The organism is Lysinibacillus sp. fkY74-1, from assembly GCF_053165895.1.
Genome location: NZ_CP170173.1, coordinates 3,710,944 through 3,730,712 on the forward strand (window position 1 = coordinate 3,710,944; position 19,769 = coordinate 3,730,712).

Genomic DNA, 19,769 nt, shown 5'->3' on the forward strand with positions numbered 1-19,769 from the left:
CAGATAACGATTTGTTTTCAAGGTAGCGCGTCCGCCAGCGCCTTCTGCCCGATGTTTTCTCGTATTTCGGAAGTAAACGGAATCATATCGCTATTTCAGCGCATAAAAAAAGAGCGAAGTCAGCACGTAGCCAACCTCGCATTTATAACACTTTAACGCACTAAAACGTTGATATATCGCCGTTTACAGCTTTTCTTTAATACTCGCTAATTTTGCGGCAACCGCCTGTTCGTCAACTTCCTTACCTTTTACCTCAATTTCCGCACGATCAACAAGCATACCTTCCGTTTGCATGTACAGTTTCATATGCGAAGCGTTGCCGTCCACACAACCTTGAATAAGCGCTTGCATAACACGTGTACGATTATCCGTTAAATACTTACTCGTTATCGCAACTTTGTATTCAAGCATAGCTGGCAGATGACGCCAGTTACGAAGAGTCCGGTCTGTAATTCCGATTTCTTTTGCTATATCCGTATATGATTTTCGTTTGCCTATCGGAAGTAAGTCATTTTCGTATAAAAGTTCAGCTGCTTTCGCCTGGTCTATCGTAAGTTCTTTTAAGATTTCGTTTAGTGTTCTAGTAGCCATGCCGCTAATTCCTCCTTTTTAGTTTCGTAATATTCGTCGAATGTTCCTCGTTCTCCATCTGCATAACCGTCGTCAAACCGTTCTTTATAGTAAACATGATAAGGATAACCATCGATTGTTTTAACAATCATCTCCGCTAACTTGGCGTAATCTAATTGTGGCTTTCCTTCAACTGCTGCCTTTAGATAAATTTTCGATAGGAATACGCATTTACTCCGTAGTATGTCGTCCTTGCATTCTGCCGCAATATCTAATATCGCTTGCCATTCAAGTAATTTCGGCTGCTCTCCGACTAATACAATTTCCTTTGCTTCGAGAATTAGCGAAGCATATTCCGTAAGAAATCTCTTAATCTCCGTCAAGTGTTTGTAATATGCTTGCTCCGCCCAAACGTCGCTCACAACCGGTTTATATGAAGGCTGCTGTAATATACAATATCCACGCTCAATATCGGCTGCAGCCTCTTCTTCCTTTAAGCGTTTTAAGTCTGCGCGGATACGTTCAATATCAAGAGTCGTCATTTCGTCATTCCTCATTTCGTTTTATTAGAAAAAGCAAGCACCGATGTAATTCCGATGCCTGCCTTAGTTGTTATTCGTCTGATAACGATAATACATATAGTTGTTGCTGATGTTCCGGCTCGAATACTAGCACCCGAACGCCTACTTTCAGCTTATTGTCGTACTCAATAGTCGCGAACTGTTCGTTAATCCTCACTGTTTCTGTATACGGCAATAAGTGCGGATTACAAACAATAAACGGATCAGGTGTTTCGACTGTGTCACCGTCAAGGAGAATACTAATTGGACTCTCACTCGTAACTGTTGCTTTCTTTATAGTACCTCCAGGATTATATCCGAAGGCTCGGATTGATTCGAATAAGCGGGTGGCACCACTGCCCTCTTTAGGAATCTTAGAACTAGTAGCCAACCTGCATCGCCTTCTCTCCTATTAATTTAGCTAATTTAAAAGCAATTTCATCAATATCTGAGTCTTTACGAACTTCCATTTTTGCAATGTTAATAGTAGGCATACTAGAACCTCCACCGGCTTGACCGTTACGATATGCCTCGGCATCCTGGCGATTTAGCACGGCCTCACCCTTGTGTAATACGGCTCTGTATCCGTCATACCTAACGTTGTCTAAACCGTGATAGTGCGAGCCGTCTGGTTTACTGTTCCCACCGCCTGGCAGTAATTTCTTCGCCCAACTAACAGCACCAGAACCGATATTACCAATCCAGTCCGGAATCTTTACCTTGCCGAGAATGCTCGTAAACTCCCGTAGGTAGCCCGCAGCCTTGCTAATCCATCCGCCAACCTTTTGGAATACCGGTGACAAAGCGTCAACAATCTCGGAAGCTGCTCCGAATGCTTGCGTAAATCCTCCGGCTAGGAACGCTATGAACGGACCTACAATCGTATCCCATACTAAGCGCAATACCTTAAAGGCTGCGCCAATCGCTGCTCCTAGAAGCTCGAACATCGGTCCGGCAAAACTCCATAGTAATTTGAATGCTTTCATAACGAATACGATCGCAGGAGCAAGAATGTTGTTCCACGCAAGCATCGCGACATCAGCTACGATTTTTAATGCGTCCCATAAAGCGCTAAGAATCGGCTGCACATACGACCAAAACGTTTGGATTATAGGCAATACGTATTCAACGATGCTCATAAATACGCTGATAAACTGTTCTTTCAGCGTATTAAACCGTGTCACTATTGCGCTGATAGCTTCGGGAGAAATTAGCATTTCCAGTACGCCTTTAAATCCGCCAGTTTTAAACGCCGTCATCAAACCGGAGATTTTCGCCTTAATTCCGTCAACTATCGAGTTAATCTGATTCGCAATATCAGGCGGAAATAGTGCGCTGATTAAACCTCCTGTGCCGCCCGTCTTAAATGCGGACCATAACGATTTAACCTTGCCGACTATGCCGTCGATAGCGCCTCGGAACATCTCGCTATTGTCATAGAGCGCTTTGAATCCGACTACTGCTGCAGCTATTCCTGCGGCGATTAACGATACGGGATTCGCTAGTGCGGCGATAACTCCTACGCCGGCAAGCGTTCCTACTGCTGCAGCGATTGCTCCGACTACATAGACGATAGGTTCTCGCCACTGCCATAGAAGCTTTCCGAATGCGATTGCTTTGTCTGTCAGTTCTCCTAATTTGTCGCCTAGCCGTTTAGCAATCACATCCACATCTAATTTTTCTAAATACATATTTATATTTCGCAGGGCATCCCCTAGTTTGGTGTTACCTGCCCCACCGACCTTACGTCCAAACACCTGTGCCTTTTCAGTTATTTGACTCCATTGTGAAAGAGTAGTTTCAGACATCTTATTTACTGCTTTTTGTGTGTATCCCATTTTAACAAGCATTTTATCAAGCTCGACAACTTGTCCTGCAGGGTCCAACTTTTTAATTCTGTTTAATTCACCTTTCGGCAATTCGAATCGCGAGGATAACGATATTGCATCTCCTCCAAACATTTCCTTCATGGCAAAACTAGCACCTTCTGTGCCTTGTGCCGGGTCCAGTAGTTGTAAACGTTCGATAATAGACCATGTCTTTGCCAGGGTATCAAGATCTTTTGTCATTGCAATTAGACCTTTGGAGGAGCTGTACATTTCAGTAGAATTTAAAATAGGGCTATCAAGTGCCATTTTTTCAACTGACTGCATATATTTTTTTGTTTTTGCAGCATCATCAAAAAGTGCTCCTATTGTGACTGAACTCATTTCGTAATTGGCTGCAGCAAGAATGGTAGAGTTGAATGCCTTTGCAGCACCCTGGGCACCTAAATACGCACTTGCTAGACCTATCAGTGTGCTTTGTAATCCTCCAAAAGAGGCGCTTAATCCGTTAGAACCTACGTGAATTCGGCTGATACTTGCGGAGAACCCGTTCATACGATTGGATGTAGAAGATACAGCGCTACCAAACCTATTTACCGCTGTTTGTGATCGACTTACTGATTCACCTGTCGCTCTGCTTGTCCGATTCACCCTGTCCATCATTTGAGTGATGCGTCGAAGCCTTGAAGTTCCTTGGTCGCGAACTCGGAATACTGCGGTTAAATTTACGGCCATAAACTAATCACACCCTTTACGGTGTGCAAGTCTTTTTAAACGTCCTAATTCTTTGGCCACTTCATTTCCGTTCCTACGAGTTAGTTTTGCGTCTGACTGCTTTCCGCTAAAGGAATACCTTATCGCAGCATTTACCGTCATAATTACTAATCTTTTTAAATTTTTGTGTACATCTAGTTGAGTCATTTTCACTTCGTTTTCAAGTACTTTTAACTTCGGCAACATCGACTCACGCTTACGTTCGTCTGCGTTTAGTAAAGCGCCTGCTAGTAATGTGGCATTAGTTAAAATCTCTATTTCTCTATCTGCGTTATTCATTTTCCGTAGCCCCCTCGCATTTTTTGCATAGAAAAAGACGCCCTAAAATAGAGCGTCCTGCTGCGAGCGTAAAACCCGCACAATAATAAAAAACCGCAACTCTTTTTAAGAGCACGGTATTAATCGATACACGATTCTGCTAATTCAACCAAATTGGATAACACATTATCCGGATATTTTTCATCCAGTCTCTTAAGACATTCTGCATATCCCTTACTTTGAAATTTATAGGCCAAATCATCGAAAACCGATGATAACCAACCAATTTCTTCTTCTGTGCAACCGTCTAAAAAACATATGGTATCGTTCACGTCATTAAATTCTAAAATCAATTGATCCCAATATTTATAAATTGCAGGATCATTAATATGCAACTTTTTCATTTTTTCAATAATACTTGATATGTTTTGTCCGTTAATCATTTTGAACACCGTCCTTTAAGTTAACAATAAATCGGTTCCATTTTTTGTAAATAAAAAAAGAGGCGCCGTAGCCGGTAGAAGCCACGACGCCCAAAATGCGGTGCTACAATACCACTTAGTTCGGAGATTGGACACCAGGTTTTCCACGCCTAGTGCCCTATGACAATTTACAGCCCCGTAGGTAAGCCACGACTCACGCCGCATCAAAAGGCTTGGTGGCGGAATAAACCGCCGTAATAAAAAAGAGGCAACGAAATTATCGCTAACCTCTTGGAAATTGTTACACTAGATTTTTAATTCGACCATGCGCCGACTCTTGTTTGAACTCGAGCGTGTACTCGCCTACGATAAAACCACGTCGATGGTCGCCTGTGATTGCAGTGTCTTGGTGATGGAAACCACGACTACCTAACGGCTTAATTTTCGTACGGTTAATATCGATGAAGAATAATTCCGTCGGTTTTACGTTATCATTCATAATTACCGGGAAACGGCCAAACTCTGTGACGATGTGGTCAACTACTTGACCTCGACTAGTTTCAGCTTGGACAATACGGATTTTATCGCTTTGGAGGTCGCTAATTGCACGTTTTTGATTAGCCGATACAATAAACGCATACTGTCCACCACTAGCCAGACCACCTTTTTCAAATACGGCTTGCACCAAGTCTCCCAGCATTTTAACTGTCACTGATGCGCCTACAGCATCGATTACATTCGTTTTAATTAGCTGTCGTAATCCAGCCATATGTCGCACAATGCCGTTATCAAGCTTGATGCCGTTGATTAATGCTTTTTCAAGTTGGAGTGCTACCTCTAACTGTTTCTTCGCTTTTTCGTAATTATAGAGGTCATCTACACCATACTGCTCAACCTCTTGCGCTGAACCTGTTACTTCTACTGATTCCATAAAGATTTGCGTTACGTTATTTTGTGGAGTACGCGATTTGTATCGCGATTTCGGAGCGTCTGCTCCCTCCGGAGTCATATCGTACTGGAACTCGATTTGGGCATCTTTAACGATTGCAACCGCAGTAGTATCCGCGTATCCACGCTCAACTGTCAACTTCTTAGCCGAAGCATCAATCGCTGAAACAAGGACTAATTCCTCGTCAATCTGCGCGACTGAATGAATTACAAACGGTTCAACGCTTGCCACTGTTAATTCCGTTGCTGCTGCAGTTGCTGCGGCTGTTACCTTCGTTTTTGTATCAAACATTTTATCTTCGTACCACTGATGAATGGTATTTGTTACTGGATTACTGAAACCAAGTAAGTTGATTAAAGGTGTTTGATTTGGATTAAGTAAAAGTACCTCATCTACTACAGATTCTTTCTTACCTACTAAGTTTGTTGTGTTAATTGCGTTTGTCATTATCGTCGTCCCCCAAATTGTTTAATTTTTTGTTTTAATCCGCTGAATGCTGCAATATCTTCGACTGTGCCCGTGCGTCTGGCTTTTACCTCTGCTTCTGCGAGTACAATCTGTTGATCGGTTTTATTTCCACTACCGCCGTTTGTTGCTGTGCCAATTGGTGCCGGCTTTGGCTTCATTCCCTGCAAAATGCCGAGCAGTTCGTCGAGTGCATCGCCTTCTAGCTTTGTAGCATCTAGGAACGGTTGTAATTTATCGAAGTCTTTAACGCCCGATTGTTCGACCTTCTGCGCGAATATCTCTGCTTTTTGAGTCGCCTCTTGTTTTGCTATTTGTGCTTTTAGCGCTTCAAACTCAGCTACTTGCGCTCGTAACTCGTCAATTTCCGTTTTTTCTGTCGATTGATCGGTTACTTGCGTTTCTACAGTAGGTTGCTCGTCCAGTTTTTCATCTATCACTTACTCACCTCCCTAGAAAGCGCATCCGCGTATTCAGCTAATTCCCTTAAAAGTTCCTCAATTCGTACTTTTAATATCTCGGGCTTTTCACATTTTTTATGCTCACGAGCTAAACGTTTAGTAATAATTTCGTCAAGTTCGCTCTGTGTAAATAATTTTTCTTCTACTACCGGTTGTTTTTCTTCTGTCATTTTTAAATCCTCCTTTTAATAGGCATCGTCCTCACTGACACCTTGCATTTTCAGCTACATATATTGACATGAATCTTTCGTTTCGCTTGATTTAAGCGACGATAGAACACTAGGTAAGGTGTTTGTTCATCTAATCACTAACCTGTGTCTAACGAAGGCTTTTTCTCGATTTCATGTACACCTTTGTTAATCCGATTTTCTATACGTTTTGCTGCTCGATAGTCCGATTCAGGAACTCGCCATTGCAAGCCGACAACTCGTCCATTCTTTTGGTATGTTGCTATGACGCTCCAATCACGCGACCTTTTAATGTTGCGAATTTCACGATCATGCGAGGTATCGACGTAGAGTGCGAAACTTGCGTTATCTAAACGCCACAAATCAGCGGACAAAATAATAAACCCCCTTTACAAAGACATCATTTTGCGTTAATGTTAAATTGGATATTTATATGAATTTTCCTTTAAAATATCTAAAAAAGAATAGAATTCATCCGTTTTTTCAGAATGAAATATTTGATTAAATGAAACTAAAAAGCTTTCGCTTGGATTTCTTCGCATATTTTCAATATCATTCACAGCACTACGAGAAAAACCAAGCATTTCTGCAAACTCTCTTTGCGTTAATTTCTTATGTTTACGCATTCCATAAATTTCCCACAGCAAATCCATTGTCTCCCTCCTCATTTTGATTTATCGTGTTTCATTTAGACGCTACTACCCCAAAAATAAATGTGGGCTTAATCCGCCCTTAATACTTGTATAGGTGATTTTCCGACGTATATTTCACTTCTCCAGTGGCAATATTTACAGTTAAAAACGGCTTAAACTCTGGCTTTTCAGCACGTTTTCGTTGTTTACCTTTCATCGGTGATGTGGCGATTCCTTTAACATTCCTACGCTCAATTGCTTCTATAGGTTTGGCTACTTCACGCATCCTAGCCGTGTCTCCAATATGTTCAGCGGTTTGCTCTACGTAGAAATATACAGGTAAATATGAGCCATGCTTTTTATATCGCTCCGTTGCGTCATAATCTGCTTTTCGGCAAGTATCACAGCAATAACGACTATCCGTTCGTTTAGAATCTCCCTGGCGGATATTATCGCTTTCAATAGGAAACATATTTAAGCAGTATTTGTAGCGACAACTTCGGAATTTCTTTCGCTCACTCCTGTAATAATCCCAATCTAAACGGTCAGTGTACGTAACTAAGGCTGAATTACCGAAAATCAACAAGCGCATCAAGTACGTGGCGATTGAATACCACTCTATGACCGATCGAATATCGTTATATAAGTCTTGCAACGTAAAGTCAGAGCGTTCGACGTATGAGCGATCAGTAACAGGTGGACATATGCGGGCCTTTTCTTGATCGCAACTTTCCGATATCTTCACTCTCTGCAACCCATCATATTCAAGCGAACCTTTAGGCGCACACTTTAAATACACCTCATCAACATTCGCAAATCGTTCTAGGATCGATGGCTTTTTCTGCTTCGGAAAATCTTTACTATACAACGGTTTATGTCGGGCTTTTAGAATCTTATGTGTGAATACAGAACCAGGATATACATTTTCATACGTTATCGTTTTTCCTTCTGCTTCTGCGATTTCAATTAATGCACGACCCGCTTTTCTTAATTTAATTGCGACTGTTTTCGTCATTGGCTGGCCTCCATTTATGTGGTGTAAAAATCTAACCACACGTTGTATTTTTTGTTCATGCTCTTTTAAATACCATCACTAATATATGAGAGTGATAGATAGCGTTTATTAATGCACTCTTTTAAGCATTAATGAGCGCTAAATGTTTTAAGTCTTTATACGTAAGTCTTAGTAAGTAAGTATTAATACGGTACAGATATTACACCACTGCAAAGTAATAATTACACATCGTAAAATATGAGCATCATAACAACCCATCTTTAGCTGCAGCTTGTATCTTTTCAAATGCCTGTTTACGCTCATGTCTTTGTTGAATATCAGCAAGTCTCGACCTTTCATGCTTAATTCGCTTCGCTAAGGCCTCGGGAAACCTGTGATCAAACGCTGTACGATTCGTAATGGGGCGTTTGAAGAAGTACACGTCATTATCATAAGTAGGATTACGATTTACTAAGATTAAATCTAATTCTTTTAACGTGCTGATAGCAGTCACTACGGTACTCCTACTCACGCATAATGCATCAGCTATTTGATCCTGCGTTGGCCAAGCGTACCCCTCTGTATGATTAAAACGGTGCAGTAAATAAAGATAGACTCGTAGTGTTGCGCCTGTAAACTTTGGATGAAATGAATATAATTCGAATATGGCGTTAGGAACCCCGGTCCAACCGGCATCATATTTAAATGGTAATACCTTTTGTTCATCAATTGTTTGCTTTTGTTCCGTCATAATATCGTCTCCTTTTGCTGTTGTATTTTTATATGTGAACGTCGGTTGTTCGACGAAATTACCTCCTACTATACACTGCACGGTAAAAATTAATTTCATTAACACTTCCGGTAAAATTGCCCCTACTTTATATACCCGAATGAAAATTCAGTTTCGGACATATTTCTGATAATTTACGTCCTACTATATAATGCACACTAAAACGCGTTATTTTGGGACACGTTTTCGCAAACTTACGAAAAACTTCTTTCTACTATAATAAGCGGACTTGAAATATCCCTTTTGCAACAAAATGAACGAAATACTTTCACCTACTTACATTGGTCTGTAAAATTAAATTCTGTTAACACTTTTAAATATCTCCCTACTGACTTATATATAGAAAAAATGAGTTTCGTACACTTACGTGAAAAAGAAATCAAACAACGATTAATACCTTTCTTACTTGTCTAATATAGATAAATTTTTTATTTCGCACATTTTAACAGCAAAATTAGTATAAAAAATAACGGTCCTCACGTTGCAGCATGTAGACCGTCATATATATAAGAAGCTAGTTCGTAAATTCTCCTTCGTTTTAGGCGTTGTAACCTTCGTATGATAAATAGTCGACTTACGATATAAAACGTCTGTCAGCTTGATTTAGAAAGGCAAAACAATGTGTTGTACGTTTGTATTAATGTCGGTTTCTGAAAGATTGTTGCTATTCAACTAACGGGGCAGGTAAGTTCAGCAATCAGGCCATTTAATAGAATAAATCTATACTAATTTAAAAACTTCTAGATACATAATTGCGATGACTTTTGGAAGAAACTTAGTTTTTTATGGTAAAATTATCTTACTTAATAAAATTAGGAGATGTTTATATGCAATATGAACGGTTAAGTGATTTTACTGGAAAAGGCCCTTATCTTTTGTTTGACTTTCCTTTGTATACTAAAGTAAAAATTAATACATCTGTTGAAACGACAAATGAAATGGAGACTTTAAGCTATGACGAAGATGATGTACCAGAAATTCTCTACCACATACATTTTTCAGAAAACAGTGACGTTAAATACCTAAAAACGTTAGCCACACAGGAAAAAAACTTCTATTACTATTGCCCTTTTTGTAAAAGAGAACTTCAAATCATTCACAAGGGTTATGAAATAGAAAATGAACTTCTAGACTCATCACTTACAACTTATTCGTATATGTACAGCATGTCAGAAGAATTTGAGGAATATGATGATCATGCAGCGAAGGTTTCTGTTAAGAAATTTAAAGAATTTATAGAACGAATATTTGATGAAAATAGAGTTCTGCAAATGAATTTAGAATGTACTTCAAAAGATAAACATAAATTTTATGTAATATTTCAATTGACTGATGATAATTATTTAATAAAGACTGGACAATATCCCTCAATTCTAGATTTCGATAATTCTTTAAAAGAATATAAGAAAGTTCTAAAAGACAAGAGTGTAACTAAAGAATTAACAAATGCAGAAATTTTAAAAACACATAATATGGGTGTGGGAGCCTTTCTTTATTTGCGTAGGATTTTCGAGAAATTGATTTTTGAACAATTTGAACAAGCCAAACTTGAAAATAATATAGATAAACAAGCATTCAATGAATCTAAGACTAAAGATAAAGTAAAAATGTTACACGCAAATGGTTATGTACCTAATTACTTAGCTGAAATAAATCCTTTTATTTACGCTATTTTAAGTAAAGGCGTTCATCAGCTAAGTGAAGAAGAATGTAATTTACATTATGACACTCTTAAAGAAGCTATATTACTAATCCTTGAAGAAAAAGTGGAAATGGAACGAAAAGAAAAATTGAAGAAAGGTACAAAAAATGAGTTGAACAAAATACATACAAAATTATCCCAATAGCTTGTCAACTTACTTAGAGAAGGAGACGAGAAAATTAAAGAACATTATAAATAGAGCAGTGAAGTTAACAATTCGACAAAAAATTGTTCAACAAATAGGCGCGATTGTTAAAGAGGTGTCGCTGTTCTTACAAACTAACGGGTGCTTTAGTTAAACAAACGATAAAAAAGAAAACTAGGTGTTGGCGCACCTAGTTTTCAACGACCATTGTTGGCGCAATGATCCTTCGTATTAATTGCTTAGGGTCATTTGGCGCTGACCTAGCGTGTTTATTGTCCGTAATGTTGGCGCAAAACGGACGGCTCAACCCGTTGGCGCGAGTATGATTCAATTTAAGCTAATACTTTCGGTGCTTGCGCAAGAATCGCTAGTAATTCGATAGGTTCTGCGGTATCCAATTCGGAGAAGATTGAGCGTGCCTCATCATCCCATTTGAATAAAATCTCACTATCACCGATATATAAAATCGCATCGTCTTCATATCCTGGTTGCTTAAATACTTCTAAATATACACCGTCAATAATCTGAGTTCTTTCTACAACGTACGAATAACCTGGCTCAATTTCGAAAATTTGCAATTGTGTAATCATGGTAAAACCTCCCGTTTTTTTACTTATTAGTGTAAATTTAAACGAAAACGTTTAATTAGTCAACCTTTTTACACGAAAAAGTTTAAAAATATTTATAAACGTGTTATTGTAGAGTAAAAAGGGGTGTTTTATATGAATATTAAAAACGAAATTAAGAGCTACTTAGCTGCTACTGGCATTACTATGACTGAACTTGTTGAGAAATTAAACAAAGATTTACCTGAGGACAAAAAGACGTCAGTTCAAAACTTATCGAACAAATTGAGTCGTGGATCATTACGCTATGATGAAGCACATCAAATAGCAATGGCAATTGGTAAGCGTATAGAGTGGGTAGACGATAAAAAAGACGACGGCCAATAATGGCTATCGTCTTCTATCCAAAAGCATTCACAAGGTTTCATATTCACGGTAAACCATATTCATTTTAATTTCATAAATTAATAATTTAATTAAAACTTTCAGGTCATTTATATCTCTGTGTGTATAAATTTTTTCATAATGAGCATAATCATTACTTAAATCAAAGAATTTCTTAGCAACATCTTTAATTCTAGTATCTCTAATATATTTCTGAATTAAATTATTAGTTCTATAGGATTTTTCAACATCTTCTATAGTTAATTCATCAATCTCTCCTTCCTCAATTAATTTTTTTATGTAATCCTTCACTAAAAATTCTGTCGCTCGCCTATAACCTAACCCTACTATTTCAGATAAATTCATTTCGTCGGCTTTTAAAGTTTGATTATATATTTTTATAAACATTGGTGAGAGCTGCTCAATATGGTTATCCTCAAATGTTTCATATTTAGTCGGATGGATGGTAAAATCAATTAAGTATTTTTGATTAAACCCATCTACTTCGTATTCATCATAAACTACATTCGCTAGATAAATTTTGTTACAGTTTTCTCTAGGACACTCTAATACAATATCAATTCCCTGTAATTTATAATCTTCATTCCAGACATAATTTGTATATCGGATCTGTGGTACAACAGCTTTTTTACAATGAGGACAATCCTCAACAACATCTATCCCTTTTATTCCCTTTACAGTTTCATTACCATAGTAACCACTCAAAATAACAACCCCCAGAAATAAGAATACAATTTGTTACATAACATTTATATTTATCCTATCATGAAGTATATCTTTTAACATCAAATAAACCTCAAGATATTATATTCTTAACAACACTAATGCTAAAAACAATAATTTAAATTTTAAAAAAGCGCAAGCCTAATCGGCTGCGCTTTTGTTTTCCTCTATTATGTTCACTACTTTCTTTTTCTTCTTTCTTTTAGGCGTTGTAGACAAGTTATATTTCTCCGTCTGCTTACGAACACCTTCCGCAAACTTCTTTAACTTTTCTTGGTTATACATCATTAATATATACACCGTCCTTTATCAATCTACCCTAGTTAAAAGATATGTAAAGCGTGCTGCACTCTATGCTCCAATAACCAAAAACACCAATATTTATTGTATATTGCCGCTTGACAGAATCACCTGATTTTTCAACAGAATGGCTGATGAAATTAGGAAATCGGAGAAAGTTGTTACCTTACATCTAAAACTCAAAAAAGAGTAATAGACATAAAGTAACTACACGATCATTCAACGTCATGGAGATTTATTGAGGTTGCTCGTCGCCTTGTTTCGTAGAGAACTTTCGTTCTGCGTTACCTCACGTAATTACTGTCCTACGTGTGCGGATCGTCCTTGATTGGTTAGCTTTTGCTAACTGCTTGTCCGCTTGGCTGCGCTTACCCTAACCGTAGTTAGCCAGTAAACCACCGTACCGTTAAATTGGGCGTACTCCCCGATTCATCCCAACGGAAACAAGAAACCGCTTTGACAGGGATATAGCCGATTTTTTGCAACGGTTCGGCAACCTTTCCAGGTTATTTTAACGACGAATTATGGGCAACCTCGTCGCTACTGCTAAAAAAGGATGCACTTAATAGAAGTTGCATCACCGAAAAACTTTCGATATAATGAACCCTAAGAAACGCTATTGCTGCCAGGCAATTTTTAGCGTAGATATTAAGTTAGAAGCCGTTAGTGTTCGTAGCACTAGCGGCTTTTTTCTGTTTATAAATAATCACGTAAAGACTCTGCAACAAATTCCTTCTCTAAATCGAGATAGACGGTTGTTGTCTCCAAACTTTTGTGTCCGAGAGCTTTCGATATTAAAGCGACATTAGCGCCTTGATTTAATAAGTTAGTCGCAAATGCTCGTCTTAACGCATGTGCATTGACGTTCTTTAAGCCGAACTCTCTTGCATACTTCGTCAATGACTTCGAAATAGCGTTACTGGACGACTGGCTATTATTAATGCCTTGTCCATTAGCAGATAAGAAAACGTAAGTATTACGCGTATTGTATTTACGGCGAATCTGCTTGTTTTTCTCGATTAATACTTTCAACATTTCCGCCAACTGATCGTCGATCGGTAGCTTTAACGTATCGCGATTTTTAAGGACAGCACCGTCCATATCAATCGTATTAGAGGTAAAGTTGATATGACGTTCACGTAATTCTCCAATCGTTGTAATACGTAGCCCCGTTTTATACATTAGTAAAATCGCAACTGAATCACGGAAACCAACGTAAGTGCTGCGGTCAATAAGCGATAGCAATACTTCAACGTCGCTCTCTTTCGATGCGCCTTTAATCGTCTTATCAACTTTAATTTGAATCTTCGACCAAAAACGAATCTCAATCCAACGGTTATCGAAGAAACGATTAAGGATCGCCTTCAACGATTTCAAGCGAACTAGTTTCGTTGCATTTGATACGTCAATTTCGTTCAAGTAATCGTAAATCATATCCGCATCAATATCCTCCACGTATCGAACGCTTGTCACTTTGATAAATTCGTTCCATGCAAACGCATAGCTTTCGATTGTTCGTGGTCTGTTACCGCTGATTTCCATTTGGCGAAAGACCGTCTTTAGAGCCTGTTGTACCGTTAATGAATCGCGTCTGTCCTCTATGCGCTTAAAATCAATATCGAATGATTCTTCGACAGCAAATGCTCCATGTTTTCTCGTACGTTTAACCACGCAAAAAACCTCCTAATCCGTTAAGATTAGAAGGTCGATTGTTGTCCGCTTGACTGTATGATTGTACAGTGTCAGACGCTATGTACGCCATTTGAACGTTGATATAACGCTACAAATAACGATTGTTAATTATGGAGACGGCGGGAGTCGAACCCGCGTCCAAAGACTCCAATACTTCAGCTTCTACGCGTGTAGTTTGCCTATTTACGATTCGCGTAACATTATGCCGACAAACAGGCGTCCTGTACGCTAACCTGGAAATCTCTTGACGATGACTCAGGTGGCACCATCGACCGTATCCCACTAAAGTTGGGCCCCACGTTCTCTACATGGGCGATAGAGAGGCAGAGCGCTTACGAGCTTACGCTGCGAAAGCTAAGTTTTGTTGTTTGCCAGTTATTATATAACTGTCGTTGATGACGGAGCCGAGCCCTCCGACGCGCGACTAAAGCTTGAACCATCCCTGTCGAATCCGTAACGTCCCCTTGATATATGAATCGAAGCGGTTGAGCCTCGTTCAAACAAAGAGCTAGAATTGCTTCTAGTACGGTGGGAGCTTAAAAGTACGCTTCCATGAAATCTGGCAATCAGTAATTTATATTATAGAACATAATGAGCGATAGTTCAAGTGTCCCGCTTTAGTAGGAAACATAAGGCTTGGACTTAGAGGCTATCCGTGACATTTTAACTTTTATCCGCAACTTTCTCGATTCCATCGTCACTTTCTCGATTCTATCCATCACTTTCTCTGCTCTACCCTCCACACTCTAACTTCTATCCATCACTTCCCTCTCCTATCCACCACTTTTTAATTTCTATCCGTCACTTTCCCTGTTCTATCCGCCACATTTTAAGTTCTATCCATCCCTCTGTCCTACCCGCCACACTGTAACTTCTATCCTTCACTTTCCCTGTTCTATCCCCCACCTTTAACTTCTATCCGCCACTTTCTCTACTTTATCCACCCCATTCTTACTTTTATCCATCACTTTCGCGCCCCTATCTGTCTCACCCGCACACCTCGCCCTCCAGCACCCTCCTAGCCAAAGTAAAAAAGCTCACCAACCACTAGGTGAGCTTTCTCCTAATCTCTTAATATTGATTTTTGGATTTGAAGGTACGTTCCATTTCGCGTTTGGCTTCTTTTTTGCGCATGTCGTTACGTTTATCGTAGTCTTTTTTCCCTTTGCCGACACCGATTAAGAGCTTGGCATAGCCGTCCTTGATGTACATTTTCAATGGCACAATCGTGTAGCCGTCACGTTTGACGGCACCGACTAGCTCGCCGATTTGCTTTTTATGAAGAAGCAATTTGCGGGCGCGCAGTGGGTCGTGATTGAAACGGTTTCCTTGATCGAAGGGGCTGACATGCATATTGCTAATCCATGCTTCGCCATTTGTAATTCGAACGTAAGAATCTTTTAGTTGGGCCTTTCCTGCACGGATGGATTTGATTTCTGTGCCGGTTAGTACCATGCCTGCTTCGATTGTGTCTTCAATAAAGTAATCATGTCCAGCTTTTTTGTTTTGTGCTAATACTTTTCCTGAACCTTTTGCCATTTTGATTCACCCTCTACTTAAAGGTTGAGCTTGAGCGAAAGCATCCTTTCCTAGGACACTTTCGCGCATGCTTATTTACGTTTTGATTTTTTCTTTTTGTTTTTCTTTGCAATGCCTTCATAGAATTTTTGCTTTTGTTTCATGCGTTTTTTAGGACCTGGGCTGCTGGAGTCATCTTTGCGACGTCCACGTGGGTCGCGATCACCTTCACGGCGTTCTCCGCGTTTTGTACTACGACTTCCGCTTTCCTCCTCATGGCGACTGCTTCTACGGCTGCCACCACGCCCTCCTTTTTCGTCATCGCTACGTGTGCTTCTGCTACTGCGTCCACCTTTGTTGTCATTATAATTTTTACGTGCGTGGATAACCGTTGGCGCTGCTTTGCGTGTTCGTCCATATGAAGTTACCATTCCAACGATTTCAAAGTCAATGGATGACTCCTCAATAATGACATTGGCCACACGGACTGTTACTTCATCACCAATACGGAATTGACGATTTGTACGTTCACCGATCATAATCATTTGACGATCATCAAAACGGTAGTAATCATCTGTCATATTGCTAATATGGACAAGTCCTTCAATCGTGTTTGGCAACTCCACGAAAATACCGAAGTTGGTAATGGATGACACGATTCCTTCGAATTCTTCGCCAATTTTATCTGACATATATTGTGCCTTTTTCAAAGCATCTGTATCACGTTCTGCATCAACCGCACGGCGTTCACGCTCTGATGTGTGGTCGGCAATTTCATCCATTGCCATTCCCCACTGAGCGACCGTTTCTCGAGAAGTATCCTTATTAATTAAATACGTACGAATTAAACGGTGTACGATTAAGTCCGGATAACGGCGAATTGGTGATGTGAAGTGTGTATAGAAATCCGTTGATAGACCAAAGTGACCTAGACTTTCCGGATAATATTTTGCCTGTTGCATCGAGCGTAGCAGCATCGTTGAAATAACAGGCTCCTCTGGCATACCTTCAATCGCCTTTAAGACATCCTGTAATGCTTTAGGATGCACCGTATTCCCTGTACCTTTAATTAAAATCCCGAAGTTCGTAACAAACTCAAAGAAGCGTTGAAGCTTTTCTGGCTTTGGATCTTCGTGAATACGGTATAGGAATGGTACATTCATCCAGTGGAAGTGCTCCGCTACTGTTTCATTGGCAGCTAGCATGAAATCCTCAATTAATTTTTCTGCTACTGTACGCTCACGAAGCTCAATATCAACTGGCCAACCTTCCTCATTTACAATCACTTTGGATTCTTTAAAGTCAAAGTCAATGGCCCCTCGCGATTCGCGTTTACGACGTAATATGCCAGACAGCTCTGCCATATTTTTAAACATCGGTACAAGTGGCTCGTAGCGTTTCATTAACGCTTCATCTTGCTCTTCTAGAATTTTGTAGACATCCTTATACGTCATACGTTCAGTTGTTTTAATAACACTTTGGAAAATTTCATGTGCAATAACATTTCCATTCGCGTCAATAATCATTTCACAGGATAGTGTTAAGCGATCAACCTGCGGATTTAATGAACAAATGCCGTTTGATAGACGATGCGGGATCATCGGGATAACACGGTCTGTTAAATAAACACTTGTCGCACGGTCATAGGCTTCAAGATCAATGACAGAGCCTTGCGTTACATAATAACTAACGTCTGCAATATGTACGCCAAGCTTATAAGTACCATCTACATTTTTTGTTACGGTTACTGCGTCATCCAAGTCCTTAGCGTCAGCCCCATCAATTGTCACAATCGTTTCATGACGTAAATCACGACGACCTACTAAATCAGCCTCTGTAATGTCATCTGGCACTCTTTGTGCAGCAGCAATGACCTCGTCTGGGAATTCGGGTGGAATATCGTGCTTATATAAGATCGATAAAATATCCACACCTGGATCATTTTTATGTCCTAAAATTTTTGTAATATAACCTGTAGCAGATTTTAAATCTTCTGGCCAAGTTGCTACTTCGACCACAACCTTGTGTCCATCAACCGCGCCTAATGTATCACCTTTTGCGATAAAGATATCCATTGGTAGCTTCTTATCGTCAAGGACAACAAAGCCAAAGCCACGGTTAGCTTGGAATGTGCCAACAAAGCTTGTTTGACCACGTTCAACGACCTTTGTTACGGTCCCTTCACGGCGGTCACCAAATGATTCTTTTAACACACGAATAAGAACGATATCGCCATTTATAGCCCCATTAATTTCATGTGGTGGAATGAATACATCATCCATGCCTTCCATATCAGGCGCTACAAAACCGAAGCCCTTCGCGTGACCGATAAATTTACCTCTTAGTAAATTCATACGTTCTGGTAGGCCATAACGATTGGAACGAGAACGAACAACTAAGCCTTGTCCTTCCATACGGACTAATGTTTTGACAAGCTCCTTAAATTCTTCCGCATCCTCAAAGCCGAATTCATCCTCGATTTCGCCGACAGTTAATGGCTCGTAATCATCTTGGCCGAAAAAAACAAGTAACCGACCTTGTAGTGTATCTTTTTGGTCTTTCATACATATTCCCTCCTTCATGAGAAAATCCTATTTATAATTTTATTGTGCCCAATTTAGGCTTTCTAAAAAGCGATAAATGTCTTCATGTAATTGATCTTTTTCTTGATCTAATGTAATAACATGTTTTGAGTTTTCATACCACTTAATATGCTTATCAAGTGACTCAGTTTGATTATATATAATGTTGGCAGATTCTGTCTCTATTACCTCATCATTTGTAGCTTGAACAACAAAAATTGGGGCATAAATCATGTCAATTTCTTGACGAGTACGCACAATAAATTCACGTAGCTCTTGAAGAGATGGCATGCCTTTTTCAGCAATGAGTGCTACTTCGGTTTCGATTTGTTCCTCCTGTTTACCTTGGAACTTTTTATAGTCTTTAGCATATTTCAAAACACCGTCAAACATGACGTCAGTAGTACGCATAGTCATAGGTGCACACATTGTAACAATTCCTTTAACAGGGTTATTTAAGGCAACGTTTAATGCCATTACACCGCCTAATGAAAGGCCAGCAACAGCAATTTCTTCATAGCCAGCATCCTGTAACTGTTTGTAGGCGGCCACGACATCTTGCCACCAGTCTGCTGGACCTGTTGTGATTAGTTCTTCAGGTTCCACACCGTGACCTTTATAGTGAGGTGCTAAAGTAGTATACCCTTTTTTCTCTAAAAATCTACCAAGCATTCGTACGTCTGCCGAGCTACCTGTAAAGCCATGTAGTAATAAAACGGCACGAGGTCCTGCTTGAAAGAAAAATGGCTGCGATAATGATTTGTTCATGGTAAGCACTCCTTCATCCTAAAACACTCATATATACTATACCCATTATAGCCCTCTCCATTATGCCTCGAGAATAACATTGGCTATAAGTTTACATATCAATTTTTACTCCATCGATAAAATTTCCCATTCGGTTATGATAAAAGAAAACGCCCAACCAATGTGGTTAGGCGATATATCTTCAACTATTAGATTTTTGTAATAGCGATTGCTAAAATAAAGAATAGTATAGCTAACACAATTGTTGCACGGTGAAGGATTAAATCCATACCACGCGCTTTTTGCTTTCCAAATAGTTGCTCAGCTCCACCCGAGATGGCACCTGATAAGCCTGCACTTTTACTAGATTGAAGTAATACCACAACGATCAACGCTAATGATACGATAACTAATGAAACTAATACTACTGTATGCATTCACTGCACCTCCCGAACTTTGAAACATCACAACAGACTATATTATAACAAAAAAAGGGTGCC

22 protein-coding genes and 1 other RNA gene are annotated in these 19,769 nt (G+C 39.5%); 2 read left to right on the forward strand and 21 right to left on the reverse strand.

The genetic code is table 11. The features are described from left to right. Positions 1 to 183 precede the first annotated feature (183 nt). The 13 genes from ACE1MS_RS18345 to ACE1MS_RS18405 all read right to left on the reverse strand — a co-directional run bounded on the left by ACE1MS_RS18345 (position 184) and on the right by ACE1MS_RS18405 (position 8,850). Complete coding sequence (locus tag ACE1MS_RS18345; protein ID WP_036120740.1) at positions 184 to 591, reverse strand: phBC6A51 family helix-turn-helix protein; 408 nt, start codon at positions 589 to 591, stop codon at positions 184 to 186. After that, entirely contained in the window at positions 573 to 1,112 is a 540-nt protein-coding gene (locus ACE1MS_RS18350) for a hypothetical protein (protein WP_447402535.1), read from the reverse strand. The genes ACE1MS_RS18345 and ACE1MS_RS18350 overlap by 19 nt, the downstream gene beginning before the upstream one ends. A gap of 70 nt (positions 1,113 to 1,182) precedes the next feature. Then, positions 1,183 to 1,521 carry a DUF2577 family protein gene (locus tag ACE1MS_RS18355; RefSeq protein WP_036120746.1) on the reverse strand — a complete coding sequence of 113 codons (339 nt, stop codon included), beginning with the start codon at positions 1,519 to 1,521 and terminating at the stop codon, positions 1,183 to 1,185. After that, complete coding sequence (locus ACE1MS_RS18360; protein ID WP_447402536.1) at positions 1,511 to 3,691, reverse strand: phage tail protein; 2,181 nt, start codon at positions 3,689 to 3,691, stop codon at positions 1,511 to 1,513. Before ACE1MS_RS18360 ends, ACE1MS_RS18355 begins: the two co-directional genes overlap by 11 nt. 3 nt (positions 3,692 to 3,694) lie before the next feature. Then, positions 3,695 to 4,009, reverse strand: coding sequence for a hypothetical protein (locus ACE1MS_RS18365; RefSeq protein WP_447402537.1), 315 nt, complete (start codon positions 4,007 to 4,009; stop codon positions 3,695 to 3,697). Between the two features lie 119 nt (positions 4,010 to 4,128). Then, positions 4,129 to 4,431 carry a hypothetical protein gene (locus tag ACE1MS_RS18370; RefSeq protein WP_447402538.1) on the reverse strand — a complete coding sequence of 101 codons (303 nt, stop codon included), beginning with the start codon at positions 4,429 to 4,431 and terminating at the stop codon, positions 4,129 to 4,131. 280 nt (positions 4,432 to 4,711) lie between these two features. Then, on the reverse strand, positions 4,712 to 5,806 hold the full coding sequence (locus ACE1MS_RS18375) for an SU10 major capsid protein (protein WP_447402539.1): 1,095 nt from the start codon (positions 5,804 to 5,806) through the stop codon (positions 4,712 to 4,714). After that, a complete protein-coding gene (locus ACE1MS_RS18380) occupies positions 5,806 to 6,264 on the reverse strand; it encodes a hypothetical protein (RefSeq protein ID WP_447402540.1) in 459 nt (152 codons plus the stop codon). The genes ACE1MS_RS18375 and ACE1MS_RS18380 overlap by 1 nt, the downstream gene beginning before the upstream one ends. Next, positions 6,261 to 6,455 carry a hypothetical protein gene (locus ACE1MS_RS18385; protein WP_447402541.1) on the reverse strand — a complete coding sequence of 65 codons (195 nt, stop codon included), beginning with the start codon at positions 6,453 to 6,455 and terminating at the stop codon, positions 6,261 to 6,263. The genes ACE1MS_RS18380 and ACE1MS_RS18385 overlap by 4 nt, the downstream gene beginning before the upstream one ends. A gap of 137 nt (positions 6,456 to 6,592) precedes the next feature. Beyond that, positions 6,593 to 6,847: a hypothetical protein gene (locus ACE1MS_RS18390; protein ID WP_447402542.1), complete on the reverse strand. Its 255-nt coding sequence runs from the start codon at positions 6,845 to 6,847 to the stop codon at positions 6,593 to 6,595. A 42-nt stretch (positions 6,848 to 6,889) separates the two neighbouring features. Continuing rightward, complete coding sequence (locus ACE1MS_RS18395; protein WP_285395987.1) at positions 6,890 to 7,126, reverse strand: helix-turn-helix domain-containing protein; 237 nt, start codon at positions 7,124 to 7,126, stop codon at positions 6,890 to 6,892. Between the two features lie 79 nt (positions 7,127 to 7,205). Beyond that, positions 7,206 to 8,120: a hypothetical protein gene (locus tag ACE1MS_RS18400; RefSeq protein WP_447402543.1), complete on the reverse strand. Its 915-nt coding sequence runs from the start codon at positions 8,118 to 8,120 to the stop codon at positions 7,206 to 7,208. Between the two features lie 244 nt (positions 8,121 to 8,364). Then, a complete protein-coding gene (locus tag ACE1MS_RS18405; RefSeq protein ID WP_447402544.1) occupies positions 8,365 to 8,850 on the reverse strand; it encodes a helix-turn-helix domain-containing protein in 486 nt (161 codons plus the stop codon). 866 nt (positions 8,851 to 9,716) lie between these two features. Between ACE1MS_RS18405 and ACE1MS_RS18410 the strand changes: the two genes are divergently transcribed. Next, positions 9,717 to 10,736: a hypothetical protein gene (locus ACE1MS_RS18410; RefSeq protein ID WP_447402545.1), complete on the forward strand. Its 1,020-nt coding sequence runs from the start codon at positions 9,717 to 9,719 to the stop codon at positions 10,734 to 10,736. A 332-nt stretch (positions 10,737 to 11,068) separates the two neighbouring features. Here ACE1MS_RS18410 and ACE1MS_RS18415 read toward each other — a convergent pair whose 3' ends face one another. Next, positions 11,069 to 11,326: a hypothetical protein gene (locus ACE1MS_RS18415; protein ID WP_447402546.1), complete on the reverse strand. Its 258-nt coding sequence runs from the start codon at positions 11,324 to 11,326 to the stop codon at positions 11,069 to 11,071. Between the two features lie 132 nt (positions 11,327 to 11,458). On the opposite strand from ACE1MS_RS18415, the gene ACE1MS_RS18420 reads away from it, so the two are divergent. After that, on the forward strand, positions 11,459 to 11,689 hold the full coding sequence (locus tag ACE1MS_RS18420; protein ID WP_447402547.1) for a hypothetical protein: 231 nt from the start codon (positions 11,459 to 11,461) through the stop codon (positions 11,687 to 11,689). Positions 11,690 to 11,716: 27 nt separating this feature from the next. Here the strand turns inward: ACE1MS_RS18420 and ACE1MS_RS18425 are convergent, their stop codons facing one another. The 7 genes from ACE1MS_RS18425 to secG form a co-directional block, all read right to left on the reverse strand. Further along, complete coding sequence (locus tag ACE1MS_RS18425; RefSeq protein WP_447402548.1) at positions 11,717 to 12,412, reverse strand: hypothetical protein; 696 nt, start codon at positions 12,410 to 12,412, stop codon at positions 11,717 to 11,719. A 1,014-nt stretch (positions 12,413 to 13,426) separates the two neighbouring features. Then, the gene (locus tag ACE1MS_RS18430) at positions 13,427 to 14,401 is read right to left on the reverse strand and encodes a tyrosine-type recombinase/integrase (RefSeq protein WP_447402549.1); all 975 of its coding nucleotides are present in this window, start codon (positions 14,399 to 14,401) and stop codon (positions 13,427 to 13,429) included. Between the two features lie 129 nt (positions 14,402 to 14,530). Beyond that, positions 14,531 to 14,886, reverse strand: a transfer-messenger RNA (tmRNA) gene (ssrA, locus tag ACE1MS_RS18435). A 607-nt stretch (positions 14,887 to 15,493) separates the two neighbouring features. Further along, positions 15,494 to 15,961, reverse strand: coding sequence for an SsrA-binding protein SmpB (gene smpB, locus ACE1MS_RS18440; RefSeq protein ID WP_012292260.1), 468 nt, complete (start codon positions 15,959 to 15,961; stop codon positions 15,494 to 15,496). A gap of 71 nt (positions 15,962 to 16,032) precedes the next feature. Continuing rightward, entirely contained in the window at positions 16,033 to 18,504 is a 2,472-nt protein-coding gene (rnr, locus tag ACE1MS_RS18445; RefSeq protein ID WP_447402550.1) for a ribonuclease R, read from the reverse strand. Between the two features lie 39 nt (positions 18,505 to 18,543). Continuing rightward, entirely contained in the window at positions 18,544 to 19,290 is a 747-nt protein-coding gene (locus ACE1MS_RS18450) for an alpha/beta hydrolase (protein ID WP_012292258.1), read from the reverse strand. A 188-nt stretch (positions 19,291 to 19,478) separates the two neighbouring features. Next, positions 19,479 to 19,706, reverse strand: a complete 228-nt coding sequence (gene secG, locus ACE1MS_RS18455) for a preprotein translocase subunit SecG (protein WP_008173196.1) — start codon at positions 19,704 to 19,706, stop codon at positions 19,479 to 19,481. Positions 19,707 to 19,769 lie beyond the last annotated feature (63 nt).

Excerpts from the sequence above, each read along its gene's own strand:
- ACE1MS_RS18365 (WP_447402537.1), bottom strand. The coding sequence starts at position 4,009 with ATGAATAACGCAGATAGAGAAATAGAGATTTTAACTAATGCCACATTA.
- ACE1MS_RS18400 (WP_447402543.1), bottom strand. The coding sequence starts at position 8,120 with ATGACGAAAACAGTCGCAATTAAATTAAGAAAAGCGGGTCGTGCATTA.
- ACE1MS_RS18450 (WP_012292258.1), bottom strand. The coding sequence starts at position 19,290 with ATGAACAAATCATTATCGCAGCCATTTTTCTTTCAAGCAGGACCTCGT.
- ACE1MS_RS18410 (WP_447402545.1), top strand. The coding sequence starts at position 9,717 with ATGCAATATGAACGGTTAAGTGATTTTACTGGAAAAGGCCCTTATCTT.
- ACE1MS_RS18345 (WP_036120740.1), bottom strand. The coding sequence starts at position 591 with ATGGCTACTAGAACACTAAACGAAATCTTAAAAGAACTTACGATAGAC.
- rnr (WP_447402550.1), bottom strand. The coding sequence starts at position 18,504 with ATGAAAGACCAAAAAGATACACTACAAGGTCGGTTACTTGTTTTTTTC.
- ACE1MS_RS18385 (WP_447402541.1), bottom strand. The coding sequence starts at position 6,455 with ATGACAGAAGAAAAACAACCGGTAGTAGAAGAAAAATTATTTACACAG.
- ACE1MS_RS18395 (WP_285395987.1), bottom strand. The coding sequence starts at position 7,126 with ATGGATTTGCTGTGGGAAATTTATGGAATGCGTAAACATAAGAAATTA.
- ACE1MS_RS18350 (WP_447402535.1), bottom strand. The coding sequence starts at position 1,112 with ATGACGACTCTTGATATTGAACGTATCCGCGCAGACTTAAAACGCTTA.
- ACE1MS_RS18415 (WP_447402546.1), bottom strand. The coding sequence starts at position 11,326 with ATGATTACACAATTGCAAATTTTCGAAATTGAGCCAGGTTATTCGTAC.
- ACE1MS_RS18405 (WP_447402544.1), bottom strand. The coding sequence starts at position 8,850 with ATGACGGAACAAAAGCAAACAATTGATGAACAAAAGGTATTACCATTT.
- smpB (WP_012292260.1), bottom strand. The coding sequence starts at position 15,961 with ATGGCAAAAGGTTCAGGAAAAGTATTAGCACAAAACAAAAAAGCTGGA.
- secG (WP_008173196.1), bottom strand. The coding sequence starts at position 19,706 with ATGCATACAGTAGTATTAGTTTCATTAGTTATCGTATCATTAGCGTTG.
- ACE1MS_RS18420 (WP_447402547.1), top strand. The coding sequence starts at position 11,459 with ATGAATATTAAAAACGAAATTAAGAGCTACTTAGCTGCTACTGGCATT.
- ACE1MS_RS18370 (WP_447402538.1), bottom strand. The coding sequence starts at position 4,431 with ATGATTAACGGACAAAACATATCAAGTATTATTGAAAAAATGAAAAAG.
- ACE1MS_RS18375 (WP_447402539.1), bottom strand. The coding sequence starts at position 5,806 with ATGACAAACGCAATTAACACAACAAACTTAGTAGGTAAGAAAGAATCT.
- ACE1MS_RS18360 (WP_447402536.1), bottom strand. The coding sequence starts at position 3,691 with ATGGCCGTAAATTTAACCGCAGTATTCCGAGTTCGCGACCAAGGAACT.